At 63.8% G+C, this 14,864-nt stretch carries 15 protein-coding genes; 6 read left to right on the forward strand and 9 right to left on the reverse strand.

Features of this window, described 5'->3' with window-relative positions; translation table 11 throughout:
* The first annotated feature begins 18 nt into the window (after positions 1-18).
* Both moaD and P0D89_RS18000 read left to right on the forward strand, forming a co-directional pair.
* On the forward strand, positions 19-276 hold the full coding sequence (gene moaD, locus P0D89_RS17995; protein WP_408359431.1) for a molybdopterin converting factor subunit 1: 258 nt from the start codon (positions 19-21) through the stop codon (positions 274-276).
* A gap of 37 nt (positions 277-313) precedes the next feature.
* The gene (locus tag P0D89_RS18000) at positions 314-790 is read left to right on the forward strand and encodes a molybdenum cofactor biosynthesis protein MoaE (RefSeq protein WP_408359433.1); all 477 of its coding nucleotides are present in this window, start codon (positions 314-316) and stop codon (positions 788-790) included.
* A gap of 95 nt (positions 791-885) precedes the next feature.
* On the opposite strand, the gene P0D89_RS18005 is transcribed toward P0D89_RS18000, so the two are convergent.
* Positions 886-1,428: a group III truncated hemoglobin gene (locus tag P0D89_RS18005; RefSeq protein ID WP_408359435.1), complete on the reverse strand. Its 543-nt coding sequence runs from the start codon at positions 1,426-1,428 to the stop codon at positions 886-888.
* Between the two features lie 307 nt (positions 1,429-1,735).
* Here P0D89_RS18005 and P0D89_RS18010 point away from each other — a divergent pair, with 307 nt between their 5' ends.
* The gene (locus P0D89_RS18010; protein ID WP_408359437.1) at positions 1,736-2,224 is read left to right on the forward strand and encodes an Rrf2 family transcriptional regulator; all 489 of its coding nucleotides are present in this window, start codon (positions 1,736-1,738) and stop codon (positions 2,222-2,224) included.
* A gap of 120 nt (positions 2,225-2,344) precedes the next feature.
* Positions 2,345-4,942: an ATP-dependent chaperone ClpB gene (gene clpB, locus P0D89_RS18015; protein ID WP_408359439.1), complete on the forward strand. Its 2,598-nt coding sequence runs from the start codon at positions 2,345-2,347 to the stop codon at positions 4,940-4,942.
* Between the two features lie 151 nt (positions 4,943-5,093).
* Here clpB and P0D89_RS54805 read toward each other — a convergent pair whose 3' ends face one another.
* Positions 5,094-5,813, reverse strand: a complete 720-nt coding sequence (locus tag P0D89_RS54805) for a YidB family protein (protein ID WP_494478160.1) — start codon at positions 5,811-5,813, stop codon at positions 5,094-5,096.
* Positions 5,725-6,309 carry a ComEA family DNA-binding protein gene (locus P0D89_RS18025; protein ID WP_408359443.1) on the reverse strand — a complete coding sequence of 195 codons (585 nt, stop codon included), beginning with the start codon at positions 6,307-6,309 and terminating at the stop codon, positions 5,725-5,727. The genes P0D89_RS54805 and P0D89_RS18025 overlap by 89 nt, the downstream gene beginning before the upstream one ends.
* Positions 6,310-6,608: 299 nt before the next feature.
* Here P0D89_RS18025 and P0D89_RS18030 point away from each other — a divergent pair, with 299 nt between their 5' ends.
* Complete coding sequence (locus P0D89_RS18030) at positions 6,609-7,061, forward strand: MerR family transcriptional regulator (RefSeq protein ID WP_408359445.1); 453 nt, start codon at positions 6,609-6,611, stop codon at positions 7,059-7,061.
* Positions 7,058-7,504: a carboxymuconolactone decarboxylase family protein gene (locus P0D89_RS18035; RefSeq protein ID WP_408359447.1), complete on the forward strand. Its 447-nt coding sequence runs from the start codon at positions 7,058-7,060 to the stop codon at positions 7,502-7,504. Before P0D89_RS18030 ends, P0D89_RS18035 begins: the two co-directional genes overlap by 4 nt.
* Before the next feature lie 275 nt (positions 7,505-7,779).
* Here P0D89_RS18035 and P0D89_RS18040 read toward each other — a convergent pair whose 3' ends face one another.
* The 6 genes from P0D89_RS18040 to P0D89_RS18065 form a co-directional block, all read right to left on the reverse strand.
* Positions 7,780-9,159: an MATE family efflux transporter gene (locus P0D89_RS18040; RefSeq protein ID WP_408359449.1), complete on the reverse strand. Its 1,380-nt coding sequence runs from the start codon at positions 9,157-9,159 to the stop codon at positions 7,780-7,782.
* Between the two features lie 2 nt (positions 9,160-9,161).
* On the reverse strand, positions 9,162-10,919 hold the full coding sequence (locus P0D89_RS18045) for an ArnT family glycosyltransferase (protein WP_408376955.1): 1,758 nt from the start codon (positions 10,917-10,919) through the stop codon (positions 9,162-9,164).
* 358 nt (positions 10,920-11,277) lie between these two features.
* Positions 11,278-11,544 carry a type B 50S ribosomal protein L31 gene (locus P0D89_RS18050; protein WP_149673157.1) on the reverse strand — a complete coding sequence of 89 codons (267 nt, stop codon included), beginning with the start codon at positions 11,542-11,544 and terminating at the stop codon, positions 11,278-11,280.
* 264 nt (positions 11,545-11,808) lie between these two features.
* A complete protein-coding gene (locus tag P0D89_RS18055) occupies positions 11,809-12,642 on the reverse strand; it encodes a M90 family metallopeptidase (RefSeq protein ID WP_408376956.1) in 834 nt (277 codons plus the stop codon).
* Between the two features lie 13 nt (positions 12,643-12,655).
* Positions 12,656-14,212: an MFS transporter gene (locus tag P0D89_RS18060; RefSeq protein ID WP_408359455.1), complete on the reverse strand. Its 1,557-nt coding sequence runs from the start codon at positions 14,210-14,212 to the stop codon at positions 12,656-12,658.
* On the reverse strand, positions 14,209-14,763 hold the full coding sequence (locus tag P0D89_RS18065; RefSeq protein WP_408359457.1) for a MerR family transcriptional regulator: 555 nt from the start codon (positions 14,761-14,763) through the stop codon (positions 14,209-14,211). Before P0D89_RS18065 ends, P0D89_RS18060 begins: the two co-directional genes overlap by 4 nt.
* Positions 14,764-14,864: the final 101 nt, after the last annotated feature.

The following is a 14,864-nucleotide window of genomic DNA, read 5'->3' on the forward strand; positions in this document are numbered from 1 at the left end:
ACAGCCGGCGGCATCCCGATGAAGATTGAACTCCGCTATTTTGCGAGCGTGCGCGAAGCGCTCAACCTGGCCGACGAAACCGTCGAGCTGCCCGACGGCATCGCGACCGTCGGCGACGTGCGCGCGTGGCTGCGCGTGCGCGGCGGGGTCTGGGCCGACACGCTCGCCGAAGGCCGCGCGCTGCGCATGGCTTGCAACCACGTGATGACCGGCGCCAGCGCCCGGATCACGGATGGCTGCGAAGTCGCGTTCTTCCCGCCGGTCACGGGCGGCTAGGCGTCAGCTCCGCTAGATCGTCACCAGGGAGCCGCCCATGCCCGTTCGTGTCCAGACCGAAGATTTCGACCTCACTGCCGAGGTGGCCGCGTTGCGTGCGCGCAATCCGAAGATCGGCGCGGTTGCCTGCTTTGTCGGCACCGTGCGCGATCTGAACGACGGCAGCACCGTCGAAACGATGGAGCTCGAGCATTATCCCGGCATGACCGAGAAGTCGCTGGAAGCGATCATCGTGAGCGCGTGCGAGCGCTGGCCGGGCATCGAGGTGTTGATCGTGCATCGGGTCGGCAAGCTTTATCCGCTCGACCAGATCGTGCTGGTCGCGACCACGGCCGCGCATCGCGGCGACGCATTCGCGTCGTGTGAGTTCGTGATGGATTATTTGAAGACCCAGGCGCCGTTCTGGAAGAAAGAGAAGACCGAGGCCGGCGAACGCTGGGTCGACGCCCGAGTCACCGACGACGCCGCGCTCGCCCGCTGGGGCATTGAATTGGGGAATCGAACGCGGGAGTAGGGACGGGTCAGGCTGCTATGGAAGCGGCGTGCGACGTCAAGACGCATTGACGCGCGCAATGCACCCGAACGCACCCAAACACGCCCAACACCCGTTCACTCGTCGCGCGCGCGCCCGATGATCCGCGCCGGAAACGGCTCACCGGCCGGACGTGCCGCGTGAGGCGTACCGCCGTCATCCGGACGGCGCTTCGGCGCCACGCGCTCCAGCAGCGCCTGCTGTTCGGGCGGAATCTTGTAATCCCAGCCGAAGCGGCTCAATTGCAGGCTTTGCGCGATGCGCAGCGCCGGCTCCATGAAGCGCACCGCCGCGGCCGGCTGGTAGCGCGATTCGACCGTATCCAGAAACAGATACAGCCAGCGGCTGAAGTGCTGGGGCTCGACACCTTCCAGCGGCTGATGCGCCTGCTGCACGTTGCCGCGGTACTGCTTCGCGCCCAGCACCAGAGAGCCCCAGAACGTGCACATCTTCGGCAGATGGTCGTCCCAGCGGCCCGAGAGCTTCGCTTCGAAGACCGGGCCGAGCAGCGCGTCGGCGCGCACGCGGTCGTAAAAGCCGTAGACGAGTTCGCGGATATTCGCTTCGGTAGGCTCGGCGGCGCGCTCGACGACCGGCGCGGCGGGAAAGGACGGATTCATGCAGATTCCAGATAAATGCCGCGCAAGGCGGCGCGTCACACAGCGGCCGGCCGCCCGGAAAGCGGCCCTCAAATGCGTGCGGACGAAAAGAAGGCCGGGAATAACTCGCTTTTCGCGTGAATGGTTGACGCAGGAAACGTTACCATTACTACCCGAACACCGGCGCGAACACCAACACCCTCATCAGCGCAAAATTGGAAAACATGCGTATTCGCTGCATCTTATGGCGAAGCGGTGCGCCACGGCAACCCTAGCATCGACGCGGTTATCTCAGGGATCGCGGCTTGCGCTTATCGTGACCTGCATTATGAGACTGACCGATTTTACGGATTACTCACTACGCGTCCTGCTGTACCTCGCCGTCCGGGGCGATGGCCTGTCAACGATCCAGGACATTTCGCAGGCGTACGGAATTTCCAAGAACCACTTGATGAAAGTCGTGCAGCAACTCGCCGAGCGCGGCTGGATCGAGACCGTGCGCGGGCGCAACGGCGGCCTGCGGTTCCCCGAACAATCTCGCGCGTTAACCGTGGGCGAGGTGGTCCGTGTGATGGAAAGCGACTTCGCGCTGGTCGCCTGTCTGCCCGACCAGCACGGCGCGCACCGCTCCTGCGTGATCTCGCCGGCGTGCCGTCTGCGCGACGCGCTCGACGCGGCGGGCAAGGCCTTCCTCGCCGAACTCGACCGCTACACCATCGGCGAGGTCGCGCAGCCGCAGGGAGCGCTGGCTTCGCTGCTCGGGCTGGGCGGCGCCGTGATCCCGATCGTGCCGGTCGCCTCGGCGCCGTCGGCCTGAAACGGGGCACGGACAGTTCTTTCGCTCAAATGTTAAATACTCGCTGTTGAGCGCAAAAAAACGCTTGAAACCTGAATAAAACGCCTCATTTTGGTGGTAATCGAAATTGGAGGTCTCTTGATGAGAATCGACAAACTCACCACTAAATTCCAGGAAGCACTGGCGGATGCGCAGAGTCTGGCCGTCGGCCATGACAATCAATACATTGAACCGGTTCATGTGCTGTCGGCGCTCGTCGCGCAGCAGGATGGGGCGGCGCGCTCGCTGTTGTCGCGCGCCGGCGTGCACGTTCAGGCGCTGCAAACTGCGCTCGGCGACGCGATGACGCGTCTGCCGCAGGTGCAGGGCACCGACGGCAACGTGCAGATCGGCCGCGAGCTGACCGGCTTGCTGAATCAGGCGGACAAGGAAGCGCAGCAGCTGAACGACACGTTCATCGCCAGCGAGATGTTCCTGCTCGCGGTTGCCGACGACAAGGGTGAAGCCGGCCGCATCGCGCGTCAGCATGGCTTGTCGCGCAAGTCGCTGGAAAGCGCGATTGTGGCCGTGCGCGGCGGCTCGCAGGTGCATAGCCAGGACGCCGAAAGCCAGCGCGAGGCGCTCAAGAAGTACACCATTGACCTGACCGAGCGCGCGCGGGCCGGCAAGCTCGACCCGGTGATCGGCCGCGACGACGAAATCCGTCGTTCGATCCAGATCCTGCAACGCCGCACCAAGAACAATCCGGTGCTGATCGGCGAACCGGGCGTGGGCAAGACCGCGATCGTTGAAGGGCTCGCGCAGCGTATCGTCAACGGCGAAGTGCCGGAAACGCTGAAAGGCAAGCGCGTGTTGTCGCTCGACATGGCTGCTTTGCTGGCCGGCGCGAAGTATCGCGGCGAGTTCGAAGAGCGGCTGAAGGCGGTGCTCAACGATATCGCGAAGGACGAAGGGCAGACCATCGTCTTCATCGATGAAATCCATACGATGGTCGGCGCGGGCAAGGCCGAAGGCGCGATGGACGCGGGCAACATGCTCAAGCCGGCGCTCTCGCGCGGCGAACTGCATTGCGTGGGCGCCACCACGCTCGATGAGTATCGCAAGTACATCGAGAAGGATGCCGCGCTCGAACGCCGCTTCCAGAAGGTGCTGGTCGATGAACCGACGGTAGAGGCGACCATCGCGATCCTGCGCGGGCTGCAGGAAAGGTACGAACTGCATCATGGCGTCGACATCACCGATCCGGCCATCGTCGCGGCAGCGGAACTGTCGCATCGCTATATCACCGACCGCTTCCTGCCGGACAAGGCGATCGATCTGATTGACGAAGCCGCGTCCAAGATCAAGATGGAAATCGACTCGAAGCCGGAAGAGATGGACCGGCTCGACCGACGTCTGATCCAGTTGAAGATCGAACGCGAAGCCGTGAAGAAGGAAAAGGACGAAGCGTCGCAAAAGCGCCTGCAACTGATCGAGGAGGAAATCGAGCGGCTGAATCGCGAATATTCGGACCTCGAAGAAATCTGGACCGCGGAAAAAGCCGCGGTGCAGGGCAGCGCGCAACTGAAGGAAGAGATCGAGAAAACGCGCGCGGAAATCACACGCTTGCAGCGTGAAGGCAAGCTGGAGAAGGTCGCCGAGTTGCAGTACGGCAAGCTGCCGGGTCTCGAAGCGCAGTTGAAGGAAGTGACGCGCGCCGAGGCTGAGGAGCAGAGCAGTCCGCAGCGTCCGCGGCTGTTGCGCACGCAGGTCGGCGCGGAAGAAATCGCCGAAGTCGTGTCGCGGTCCACCGGCATTCCGGTCTCGCGGATGATGCAGGGCGAACGCGAAAAGCTGCTGCAGATCGAAGGGAAACTGCACGACCGCGTGGTCGGTCAGGACGAGGCGATCAATGCGGTGGCCGACGCGATTCGCCGTTCGCGCGCAGGCCTCTCGGACCCTAACCGTCCGTACGGTTCGTTCCTGTTCCTCGGGCCGACCGGCGTCGGCAAGACCGAACTGTGCAAGGCGCTGGCGGCATTCCTGTTCGATTCGGAAGATCATCTGATCCGTATCGACATGAGCGAATTCATGGAGAAGCACAGCGTCGCGCGGTTGATCGGTGCGCCGCCGGGCTACGTCGGTTATGAGGAAGGCGGTTATCTGACCGAGGCGGTGCGCCGCAAGCCGTATAGCGTGATCCTGCTCGACGAAATCGAGAAGGCGCATCCGGACGTGTTCAACGTGCTGCTGCAAGTGCTCGACGACGGTCGCATGACCGACGGCCAGGGTCGTACCGTCGACTTCAAGAACACGGTGATCGTGATGACCTCGAACCTCGGTTCGCAGGTGATCCAGGCGATGGTCGGCGAGCCGCAGGAAGCGGTCAAGGACGCGGTCTGGGAAGAGGTGAAGCTGCACTTCCGGCCCGAGTTCCTGAACCGGATCGACGACGTCGTGGTGTTCCATGCACTCGACCGCTCGAACATCCAGTCGATCGCGCGTATCCAGCTGCAGCGTCTGCATGAGCGGCTTGCGAAGCTCGACATGCAGCTGGTGGTGTCGGACGAGGCACTCGAGCACGTCGGCAAGGTCGGTTACGATCCGCTGTTCGGCGCACGGCCGTTGAAGCGCGCGATCCAGCAGGAGATCGAGAACCCGGTCGCCAAGCTGATCCTGGCCGGCAAGTTCGGCCCGAAGGATGTGATTCCGGTGGAACTGGAAGACGGCAAGCTGGTGTTCGAACGCGTCGTGCATTGAGCGAAACGCGGGTTCGGCGGCGAAAAGCGGCGGTAGTCGAGCCGCTGTCCCGCCGATGATAATAAGTAGCAACGGAAAAGCGGCAACGAAGGTGACTTCGTTGCCGCTTTTTTGTGTCCGCAGCGCCGCTCAGGCGAGGCTACCTGCGTCGTTACGCGTTGTTGTTCTTGCCGAACAGCGCCGACAGGCCGCCGAGCGCGCCGAGCACGGTGGTCGCGTTCAGCTTGCCCTCGGCCGGCACTTCGCCTTCCGGCGTCGCCGCATTGACGACGTGCGGCAGGATTTGCGACAGCAGGCCCGTCACCTGATCCGGCTCAACGCCGGCTTTCGCCGCGAGGTTCGTGACGGTCTCCGAGCCGAGCACGCTGTGCAGCGCATCGGGCGCGATCGGCTGGTTCTCGCCGTTGCTGACCCACGACGTCACGACGTCGCCGAGGCCCTTTTCCTTGAAGCGGTCGATCAGGCCGTTCAGGCCGCCCGGCTGGTTATTGACGAATTCGAGTGCGGCTGCGACCAGCGCTTGCTGGCCGCCGCCTTCAGGCGATTTGCCAAGTATGGAACCAATGGTGTCGAGTAGGCTCATGACGGTCTCTCTTGAAAGCCGGCACGTGCTTGACGGGCCGGCGGGTGAAAACGCCGCGCGGTTGCGCGGCGCAGTGGGAAGGCGGGCGGGCCACTTCGATAGGGGCATGGCGCGACGCTCATGCGTGTATCGATGAAGCTCGGCGATGCCGTCGCCCGCCCCGTTATGCGTCTGCTTATGCGTCCGTTTGTGCGTCTGCTTATGCGCCAGACGCTGCGGCGGCCGAAGCGGCTTTGCTCTTTTTCGCCTTCTTCGAAGCTTTGGCGCCGGACGCATCGGCGGGTGCATTCGCCGTGGGCGCTGCCGCCGGTGCGGAAGCCGCAGCCGCTTCGGAGGCAGCGGCCTTGCTCTTCTTCTTCGACTTCGACGCTTTGGTGCCCGATGCTTCCGCGGGCGCAGCGGTCGCCGTCGTGGCCGGCGCTGCGGTGGTCGCCGCAGGCGCGGCTGCCGGCGCCGCCTTGGTGCTCGCGGTGCCGCTTGACTTGGCGGCGGGCTTGGCACCGCTCGGCGGCGCGGATGAACCGTTGATCGTCAGGCCGGCCGCTTCGAGATTGGTGACCGATTTGGTGCCGATGCCCTTGACGCGGGCGGCGAGATCATCGGCATCCTTGAAGGGGCCATTTTTGGTGCGTTCGTCGATGATCGCCTTTGCGTGCGCCGGCCCGATACCCTTGACCGATTCGAGCGCCGCCTGATCGGCGGAATTCACTTCGACGGCCGCCGCAAATCCGGCCGACAGCGATAAAACCAAAGCAACGCAAAGCATTAAAAGCTTCTTCAGCATGGCAAGCACTCCATTGAGGGCAAAAATTAAGCCGGGAACGGACGACGCATCCTGTCAGCAGGCGCTGCGCTTAAGCATAGAACAATTCACGCGCCCTTATTTGCTAGCGCCGACGATTTATACCGACCGATTCATGACAAGTAAATCAGCGCGGACAATATTTAAACCTTTTGCATGCCGATTGGGCTCTTGCGAGTTTATCCATCAATATCGGCCGCCATAAAGAATGACAACGCAGACAAATGACAACGACGAGTGCTTGACTTAGAGTGCACTCGAAGTCCTAACCTGAGTCCGTCATGTCGAAACTCCCAACTGCACTCACCATCGGTCAGGTCGCCGAAACGATCGGCGTCTCGACGCATACGCTGCGTTACTACGGACAGGCCGGGCTGATTCGCCCGGTGGGGCGCACGCAGGCGGGGCATCGTCTGTATTCGCCGGCCGATCTCGACTGGCTGCTGTTCCTGATGCGTCTGAAGGCCACCGGCATGCCGATCGCCGGGATGCAGGCTTTCGCGGCGTTGCGCGCGCAAGGCCAGCCGACGATGGGCGCGCGCCGCGACCTGCTGGTGGCGCACCGGGATGCGGTTTTGGCGCGCATCGCCGAGTTGCAGAACAACCTCGGCGCGATCCTCGACAAGATCGCGTACTACGAAAAAGCGGCGGAGCAGAACGCCGTCGCGGGAAATCCGGCACGACAGATCGACGCAAGCTCAACGCATTCACATTCGGACGAGGACTCACCATGAACTACACACAAAACGACCGCTACACCCGAGGCCGGGACAAGCTGAAGGACATCGACGGCTCGGCCGGCGAACAGGTGATCGCCGCGCTCGCGCCGATCGCGCCAGATTTCGGCCGGCTGCTGATCGAATTCGGCTTCGGCGATATTTACAGCCGGCCGCAGCTCGATCTGCGTGCGCGCGAAATCGCGACCATTGCGTCGCTCGCGACGCTGGGCTGCGCGCAACCGCAGTTGAGGGTGCATATCGAGGCGGCGTTGAACGTCGGCTGCACGCGCGAGGAGATCGTCGAGGTGTTCATGCAGATGGCGCTCTATGCGGGCTTTCCGGCGGCGCTGAATGCGCTGTTTGCCGCGCGGGAGATTTTCGAGCGGCACGATCGGGAGGCGGAAATGGCGCAGCGGGACAGGGGAGGCGAGGTGGCGGAGGAAGCGCTCGTGGGTTGATCGGTTGGGCGTTGGGTTGGAAAGCGGTGGCCTCGCGGCGCCGCTTTTTCCTTCTGCTTCAATGCAACTAACAGTCTGTTTTCAAAGCAGACTTCGGAGAGGCGTGCGTGGTTACTCGTAACAGCCGTTTGGCAGGAACGGGGCAATGCCAAATATCATTGACATGCAAGCCAGCAACACGGTCAATTAGGGGGCCAGCCAAGCCGTCAGTCACGTAGCCAGTGGCCAGCGGCCAGCGGCCGGGTTGGCGGCCCGCCAGGCCAACCCGCCAATCCTCACCCCGCCGAATCCAGCGAAACCGCCGCACCGCCGCGCAAATACCGCTTGCTCACGGTCCGCCAGTACATCAGCAAACCAAGTCCGGCAATCGCCAGACTCGCGGTATTCGCGACCCAGAACCCACGCGCGCCGGTCAGCCATTGCGGCGTGACGCCGCTCACATCGAAACCGAGCAGATAGCCGCCGCCCAGTCCCACGCCCCACAACGCCACCGCATAGATGACGGTTGGCACGACCGCCACCCTGTACGCGCGCAGCACGAACGCGGTCGTGATCTGCAACGCGTCGAACAGGTGGTAGCACACGACGATCAGCACCAGCGGCATCGCCGCCGCCACGACCTGCGCATTCGGCGTATAGCCTTCGATGATGTACGGCCGCAGCACCAGCACGATCGCGCCATAACAGCAGGCGATCGCGACGGCCATCACGATGCCGTGACGCGACAGCGTGCGCGCCGCTTTCGGACGATGCGCGCCGAGCGCCTGCGCGACCAGCGTCGAAGAAGCAATGCCGATAGACAGCGGCGTCATGTACAGCACCGCGCCGATATTGCCGGCGATCTGATGGCCGGCGAGCGTCGTCGTGCCGAAACGCGCGATGAACAGCGCCATGAATGTATAGGACGTGACTTCGATCAGATACGACAGGCCCATCGGAATGCCCAGCCGCAACTGCGCGGCCTGGCGCCGCCACACCGGCCAGCAGAAGTGCGCGAAGATCGCGAACGGCCTGAACACGTCGACGCGCGTGAGCAGCACCATGCCGAGCACCGCAAGCCCCCAGTTGATCGCGGTGCTGGCGAGCGCGCACCCCGGACCGCCGAGCGCCGGCACGCCGAGTCCGCCGAAGATGAACCACGTGTTGAGCGGAAACTTGAGCAACAGCGCGCCGATCTGGAGGATCATCACGAGCCGCGGTTGGCCGACCGCATTGGTCACCGAACTGTAGACGCGAAATGCGAGGCCGGCAGGCAGGCCGAAGGCCAGAATCCGCAGATACGCGACCGTGCGTTCATGCAGCGCGTCGGGCACGCGCGCCAGATGCAGCACGGGCCCGGGGAAAAACAGAATCAGGAAGCCGATCACGGTCAGCGCCAGCGTGAGCCACAGCGACTGGCGCACTTCCTCGCCGATCTCGGCGTAGCGGCGAGCGCCGTAGAGCTGCCCGGCGATCGGCTGCAGTGCGGTCAGAATGCCGGTCAGCCCAATGTAGACGGAGATATAGATCGACGAGCCGAGGCCGAGCGCGGCCAGATCGACCGCCGAGTATCGGCCGACCATCGCCGTGTCGATCACGCCGAAGGCGATGATCGCCAGCTGGCCGATCAATACGGGCCACGCGAGCGCGGCGATTTTCCGTACGTCGGCGAACATGGTCAGTCGAGCTTCTTGTGCCAGTTGCGGCGTTTGACGACCGGCGGCTTCGGCCGGTCAATGCGTACGTACAGACGGAAGCGTTCATCGCGGTCGGCCACGCGGCGGCCTTCCCACACGAGTTTCCAGATGTAGTCGGGCATCGCGCTCGGGTCGCCATATTCCGTCGAGTCCTGACGCAGGATCACGTCGCAGTCCTGGTCGAACGAGAAGTGCATGTCGCCGAAATAGGCGAACGTGGCGATCTGCGCATTGCCCAGGCGAACCGGCGAAATGCAGGTGTAGTCGTCCGGCAGATGGCTTGCGATCTGTTGCGCGACGTCCTTGTAGGTCCGGCTGTAGTTGACGACGGGTAGCCACAGGGTCATCAGCAGCACCCACATCAGCGTCGTGCCGGCGCTCGAGAGCACCACGCTGCGCCATAAGACTTTCGGATGACGCGCAAGACGCCAGCGCACCAGCATGAACCAGCACACGGTCACGGCGACCGCGCAGACGAACGACAGAATCTTGAACTGCGGTGCGAAGCCTGGCGCGAGCCGCGCGAGATTGCGCGCAAGCGGATGCGGAAAGCCTGTCAGGCCCGCCACGTACACCAGCCAGACGAAGCTGCCGAGGATCGTGAAGCTTAGCAGCGCGAACCAGTCGATCGCGTTGATCGCGCCGCGTTTGAGCGTGGGCAGCGCAAAGGTGGCGAGCACCGCGAGCGGCGGCAGCAACAGCATATAGAGCCGGTTCGACTGATGGCTTTGCAGGATCACTAGCGCGAGCAGCGGCCCGATCACCGAGAGCGGAATCGCCACGTGCGGTGCGCGCCGCAAACCTTTCCAGCTGAACCACGACCACAGCGCGAGCGGCCATGCCGGCCACGTGAAGAGCGGCAGGTTCTTCAGCGCATAGGCGGCGACCGAGCCCGGCGGCCCGGCAAACGAACTCAGGCTGACGTGTACCCATTGATTCAGGTACCAGACGGCGTCGTCGGGAAAGGCGGCGAGCGCGGCGATCGGCCACGACACCGACACGACGAGCGCGACCGGCAGACCGGCGAGCAGCAGCCAGCGGGAACGCGCTTCGCGCACGATCAGCGACATCGCCAGCGTGCCGACCAGCAGCGCGCCGACCAGCACCGGGCTGCTCGCGAGCGTGACGAGGCCGAGTGCGAGGCCCCAGGTCAGCGCGCCTTGAATCGGCTTGTCGATCATCCGCACGAGCCCGTACACGAGCATCGCGATGCCGACGAACTGCGCCAGTTGCGGCGTGGTTTCGTGACCGCGTTCGGCAAGGCCGAAGCAGGCGAGCAGAATCAGCAGCGCGCCGTCGGCGAGCGTGCGGCCATAGTCGCGCGGTTCCGGCTCGCCGCCGAATGCGTACTTGAACGGCTGAACTTCGGCGCCCCGGCCCAGCAGGTAGGCGGCATACCAGACGAACGCGCACCCCGCGCAAAACAGCAGGCCGGTGAACACGCGCGACGCGTTGCTCGCATCGACCCACGGCGCGAGCGCGCGGATCGCGCTGGCGCCGAGCCAGTAGCCGAGCGGGCCGTCCTCGGTCAGGTATTTGCCGACCAGATTCGGCAGCAGCCAGTCGTGGGCGCCGCCGTTCGCCATGGTCCACATGACACCGAAGCCGGCTGCGTCCTCGTTCTTCCACGGATCGCGGCCGAACAGCCCGAACGATGCGTAGACGATACAGATGGTCAGCAGCAGCCAGCGCGGCAGCGCACTGGTCGCAGAGGCAGTGAGGCGAACGACAGGTCTCATGCGGTGTGTGGAAATTGGATAAGCGGGGCGGCCATGACCGGGCTATGCGTCCGGCCGGGATGGCCCATCTGGAGCATCCGGCATTGTAGTCGTGCCGTGCGCTGCGCGTCACGGCTGGTAACGGTCCGCAACGTCGTTGTGAAGCCTGTAACACGCGCATTGCGAGCGCAGCTGCGGCGGGTGCGAGTACGGCATCGGCGATGGATGAGCCCACGCATGAGGCCGCGAACGGGGCAACCAACGAGGCCGCAAACAAGGCCGCAAACAAGCCGACGGCCTAGGTGACAAAAAAAGGGCAGCTCGCGCTGCCCTTTTTTTGCTGCGTCGCTGCCGGCCAAAGCCAGCGACGAGGCGGGTATTACTTCGCTGCTGCCTTGCCGGTAGCGCGTGCGCCGAACTTCTTGTTGAACTTCTCGACGCGGCCTGCCGTGTCCATGATCTTTTGCTGGCCGGTGTAGAACGGATGCGATTCCGACGACACTTCGATCTTGGCGAGCGGGTAGGTCTTGCCGTTGAATTCGGCGGTTTCACGCGTCTGGATGGTCGAGCGCGTCACAAACTTGAAGTCGTTCGACATGTCGATGAACAGGACTTCGCGGTAATCCGGGTGAATGCCTTCTTTCATGGTCTTTCCTTTAATCTGGCGGTAGCCAACCCGCGTGCAGCCACAAAGCGCGGACTGCATCTAGGCGCGAGCCACTTGCCTATGGTCGAAAAACGGCGATTATGCCAGAAAATCAGTCGCTTGACGACTTTTCCGCCAGCTTTTTGACAGCAGTCAAAAGGGGCATTTCCGCGGCGCCAGGGCCGGCCAGCGCAGCTTGCGCGGATTCTTGGCTTCGGGCCATGTTCAGCCGACCTGAGGCATAACGGTGGGAGACGCGTGCTGTCAGGCCGGCGTGAACGCCACTCCGACGCGCGCCGGGTCCTGCCGGTAATAACGCGCGAGCAGCCGGTAAAGCTCCGGATAGTCCGCTTCGAACGCCCGCGGCGTGACAAACAGCGCCTCGCTGCACACGGCAAAAAATTCCGACGGATGATCCGCCGCGTACGGATCGATCAGCGACTCGCGCTCGAAACGCGCCCAGCGACGCTCCGGCACTGCATCGACGCGGGCGCAGAACTGGTCGTACGCAGAGTCGAACACGTCGGCCCACGCCTGCGAGTCGAGCGGCGCGTGCCAGCGGCGCATCAGGGGCGGGTGGCCGTCCGCTTCGCCGTTCAGCATGTCGATCTTGTGCGCAAATTCGTGAATCACGACGTTGTACGCGTCCGTGTCGTCCGTCATCTGCGCGTCTTCCCACGACAGCACTACCGGGCCGCCTTCCCACGCTTCGCCGCTCGCATCGTGCTCGACCTCGTGCACCACGCCGTCCTCGTCCTCGACGGTCTTGCTGATCACGAACTCGCCCGGATAGACGATCACCCCGACCCAGCCGCGATAGAGGTCGAGACTCAGGTTCAGCACCGGCAAACACGCCTGCGCGGCGATCGCCACGGTCATCGCGTCGGTCAGTTCCAGTTCGTGCGCGGTCGAGAATTCCTTTTGCGCGATGAACAGGCTGGTCAGCTCGCGCAGCCGCGCGAGGTCCGGCGCGTCGAGATGCGCGAGAAACGGCAGGCCGTCGAGCGTGGCTTGCCACAACGCGTCGTCGATCGCGTAGTCGCGCAGCGCGCGGTCGCGGCGGCGCGAGCCCAGCCATTGAGTGAGTTTCGAAAGCATCGCCTGATGAACCTTAGTCGATCTGTTTTTGCCACGCGGCGAAAATGCCGCCGCATATCGCTACGCCGATTAGAAAGTAGAACCCGTCCAGCGAAGCCAGAAAGCTTGCCTGCTGCGCGACCGTCCGGCTGATTTCGACGAGCGCCAGCGAGTACGCCTCGGATGCCGGGCGACCTGCTGCGGCGAAGCCGTGCGTCAATGTGGCGAGCGAGTTCTGGAACACAGGATTGTACGGATTCACGAGCTCCGCGAGGCGAGTTTGATGCAATGCCTGCCGATGTTGCTCGACGATGATCACCGACGCTGTGGCGAACGAGATCGTCAACTGCCGAACGATGTTTTTCAGCCGGTAGCCGTGCGTGAATTCCTCGATCGCGAAGATTCTGAATGTCAGATTGGCGACCGGCAGCACGATGAACAGCAACAGTAGTCCGCGCAGCAGCAACGGCACGATGAGCGCCGCTTCGCCGACACCCGGCGACATACGTGTGATCCATGCGGCGGTGAACGCCGCCACCGCGAAGCCCGGCACGATGATCCACTTCTTGCGCGGCAGCAGCTTCGCATAACGCAGATAGACGAACAGCGCGCTCGCGGAAATCAGCGAGGTCACGCCGACTAGCCGCCCGGTGTTCTCGACCGGAAAGCCGAGGCCGCCTTCGAGAAAGCGCGAGATCAGATAGCTGAACACCGTCGAGATGTAGTAGTAGAACATGTACAGCACGAGCCCGACCTGGAAAACCTTTTCGCGCAGCGCATGCAGACGCATCAGCGGCGCGGGATGGTGCCACTGCTGATACGCGAACCAGCCCAGCGCGACGAGGCCGGCGACCGTCAGCAGAATCAGCCCCGGCGACGCGCTGAACAACTGGAAGCGCACCTGCTGCATGACGATTTGCAGCGCCCCTTGGGCGAACGCGAAGATCAGATACGGCCAGAAATGCGCCGACCCGCGCTCTTCGGGCAGGCGGTTGCCGGACTCGGGTAGCGCGAGCAAGGCCAGTACCGCGAACAGCACGCCCAGTGGCGCGGTGCAAGCGAACAGCGCCCGCCAGTCGAAATGCGCGACCAGTTGGCCGCCGATCAAAGGCGCGAGCGCGCTGCTCAACACGATCAGCACGAGAAATGCGCGCGTGGCCGCTGGCCGATGCTGCGGCGTGAAACTCATCTGGATCAGGATGCGGCAGGTGCCCATCATCGGGCCGATGAAGTAGCCCTGAAAGCCGCGCGCCAAGGCGAGTTCGATCGACGATTCGCAGAGCGCGGCGGCCATCGCGCCGGCGGAATAGAGCAGCATGCAGCCGGCCACGTAGCGCCGGTAGCCGAAGCGCTCGACCCACCATTGCTGCTGCAGGATGCCGAGCACCGCCGCGACCGCGTAGGCGCTTGAGGCCCACACCAGTTCATCGGGCGACGCATTGATGCCGCCGGCGATATAGCTCGTGAAAAACGAGAAGATCGAATTGTCGAAGTAGTCGAGGCCGGTGACGACCGCCAATACCCAAGGGAAGAAATCGCCGCGCAGCTTTTCGACGCTGAATAGCGCGACGCGGGACGCCGCCGCGCTCATGACGATTCGTCCGGCGCGGCGGGTCGTGTTTTTCTTGCGCGCTTTGCCGAAGGAGCTTGTGCCGCGCTCGTCGTGTTTGCCGCTTTGGCAAGCGCGCTGCGGCGTTGCGCGAGCAGCGCGTCGGCATTCTCGCCGGCGAGGCGTCGTTCGAGATAGTCGAGGTCGGGGCTCAGCTCGGCGCGCAGCTTCTGTGCTTCCTTGAGTTCGCGGCGCATCGTTTCGATGCGGGCGTCGAGCGCTTCGACCTGTTGCGCTATGGCGTCGCGAATCTGTTGCAGCGATTCGGTCGAAAAGCGGTGCCCGCCGTCGACGGGCTCCAGCGGACGCTTGAGCATTTCGGTGATGCCGTGCAGCGAGAAGCCGAGCGAGCGCAAACGCAGAATGCGGCCGAAGCGCTTGAGGTCTTCTTCGTCATAGAGCCGGTAACGGCCCTCGCTGCGCGTGGGCGAGACGAGGCCGCGTTCCTCGTAGTACTTGAGCGTGCGCGGCGTGACGCCGAGGCGTTCGGCGGCGTCACGCACGGTCAGCAGCGCGGATGAGTCCTTCGACATGAGCAGTGGCGGGTATGACGTAGTGGTCGCATTGTACTCCAACGTGTACGTTCACGTTCAGGTTGGGTGACTGGACTCCGCCGGACCCGAAAGGCGAAGTG

Source organism: Paraburkholderia sp. RL18-085-BIA-A (assembly GCF_046027075.1).
GTDB lineage: Bacteria > Pseudomonadota > Gammaproteobacteria > Burkholderiales > Burkholderiaceae > Paraburkholderia.

Bases quoted from the DNA above. Each gene is read 5' to 3' on its own strand.
- P0D89_RS18060 (WP_408359455.1), bottom strand. From the start codon at position 14,212: ATGAGCGCGGCGGCGTCCCGCGTCGCGCTATTCAGCGTCGAAAAGCTG.
- P0D89_RS18040 (WP_408359449.1), bottom strand. From the start codon at position 9,159: ATGTTCGCCGACGTACGGAAAATCGCCGCGCTCGCGTGGCCCGTATTG.
- P0D89_RS18005 (WP_408359435.1), bottom strand. From the start codon at position 1,428: ATGAATCCGTCCTTTCCCGCCGCGCCGGTCGTCGAGCGCGCCGCCGAG.
- clpB (WP_408359439.1), top strand. From the start codon at position 2,345: ATGAGAATCGACAAACTCACCACTAAATTCCAGGAAGCACTGGCGGAT.
- P0D89_RS18050 (WP_149673157.1), bottom strand. From the start codon at position 11,544: ATGAAAGAAGGCATTCACCCGGATTACCGCGAAGTCCTGTTCATCGAC.
- P0D89_RS18045 (WP_408376955.1), bottom strand. From the start codon at position 10,919: ATGAGACCTGTCGTTCGCCTCACTGCCTCTGCGACCAGTGCGCTGCCG.
- P0D89_RS18010 (WP_408359437.1), top strand. From the start codon at position 1,736: ATGAGACTGACCGATTTTACGGATTACTCACTACGCGTCCTGCTGTAC.
- P0D89_RS18030 (WP_408359445.1), top strand. From the start codon at position 6,609: ATGTCGAAACTCCCAACTGCACTCACCATCGGTCAGGTCGCCGAAACG.
- moaD (WP_408359431.1), top strand. From the start codon at position 19: ATGAAGATTGAACTCCGCTATTTTGCGAGCGTGCGCGAAGCGCTCAAC.
- P0D89_RS18065 (WP_408359457.1), bottom strand. From the start codon at position 14,763: ATGTCGAAGGACTCATCCGCGCTGCTGACCGTGCGTGACGCCGCCGAA.
- P0D89_RS54805 (WP_494478160.1), bottom strand. From the start codon at position 5,813: ATGCACCCGCCGATGCGTCCGGCGCCAAAGCTTCGAAGAAGGCGAAAA.
- P0D89_RS18035 (WP_408359447.1), top strand. From the start codon at position 7,058: ATGAACTACACACAAAACGACCGCTACACCCGAGGCCGGGACAAGCTG.
- P0D89_RS18055 (WP_408376956.1), bottom strand. From the start codon at position 12,642: ATGCTTTCGAAACTCACTCAATGGCTGGGCTCGCGCCGCCGCGACCGC.
- P0D89_RS18000 (WP_408359433.1), top strand. From the start codon at position 314: ATGCCCGTTCGTGTCCAGACCGAAGATTTCGACCTCACTGCCGAGGTG.
- P0D89_RS18025 (WP_408359443.1), bottom strand. From the start codon at position 6,309: ATGCTGAAGAAGCTTTTAATGCTTTGCGTTGCTTTGGTTTTATCGCTG.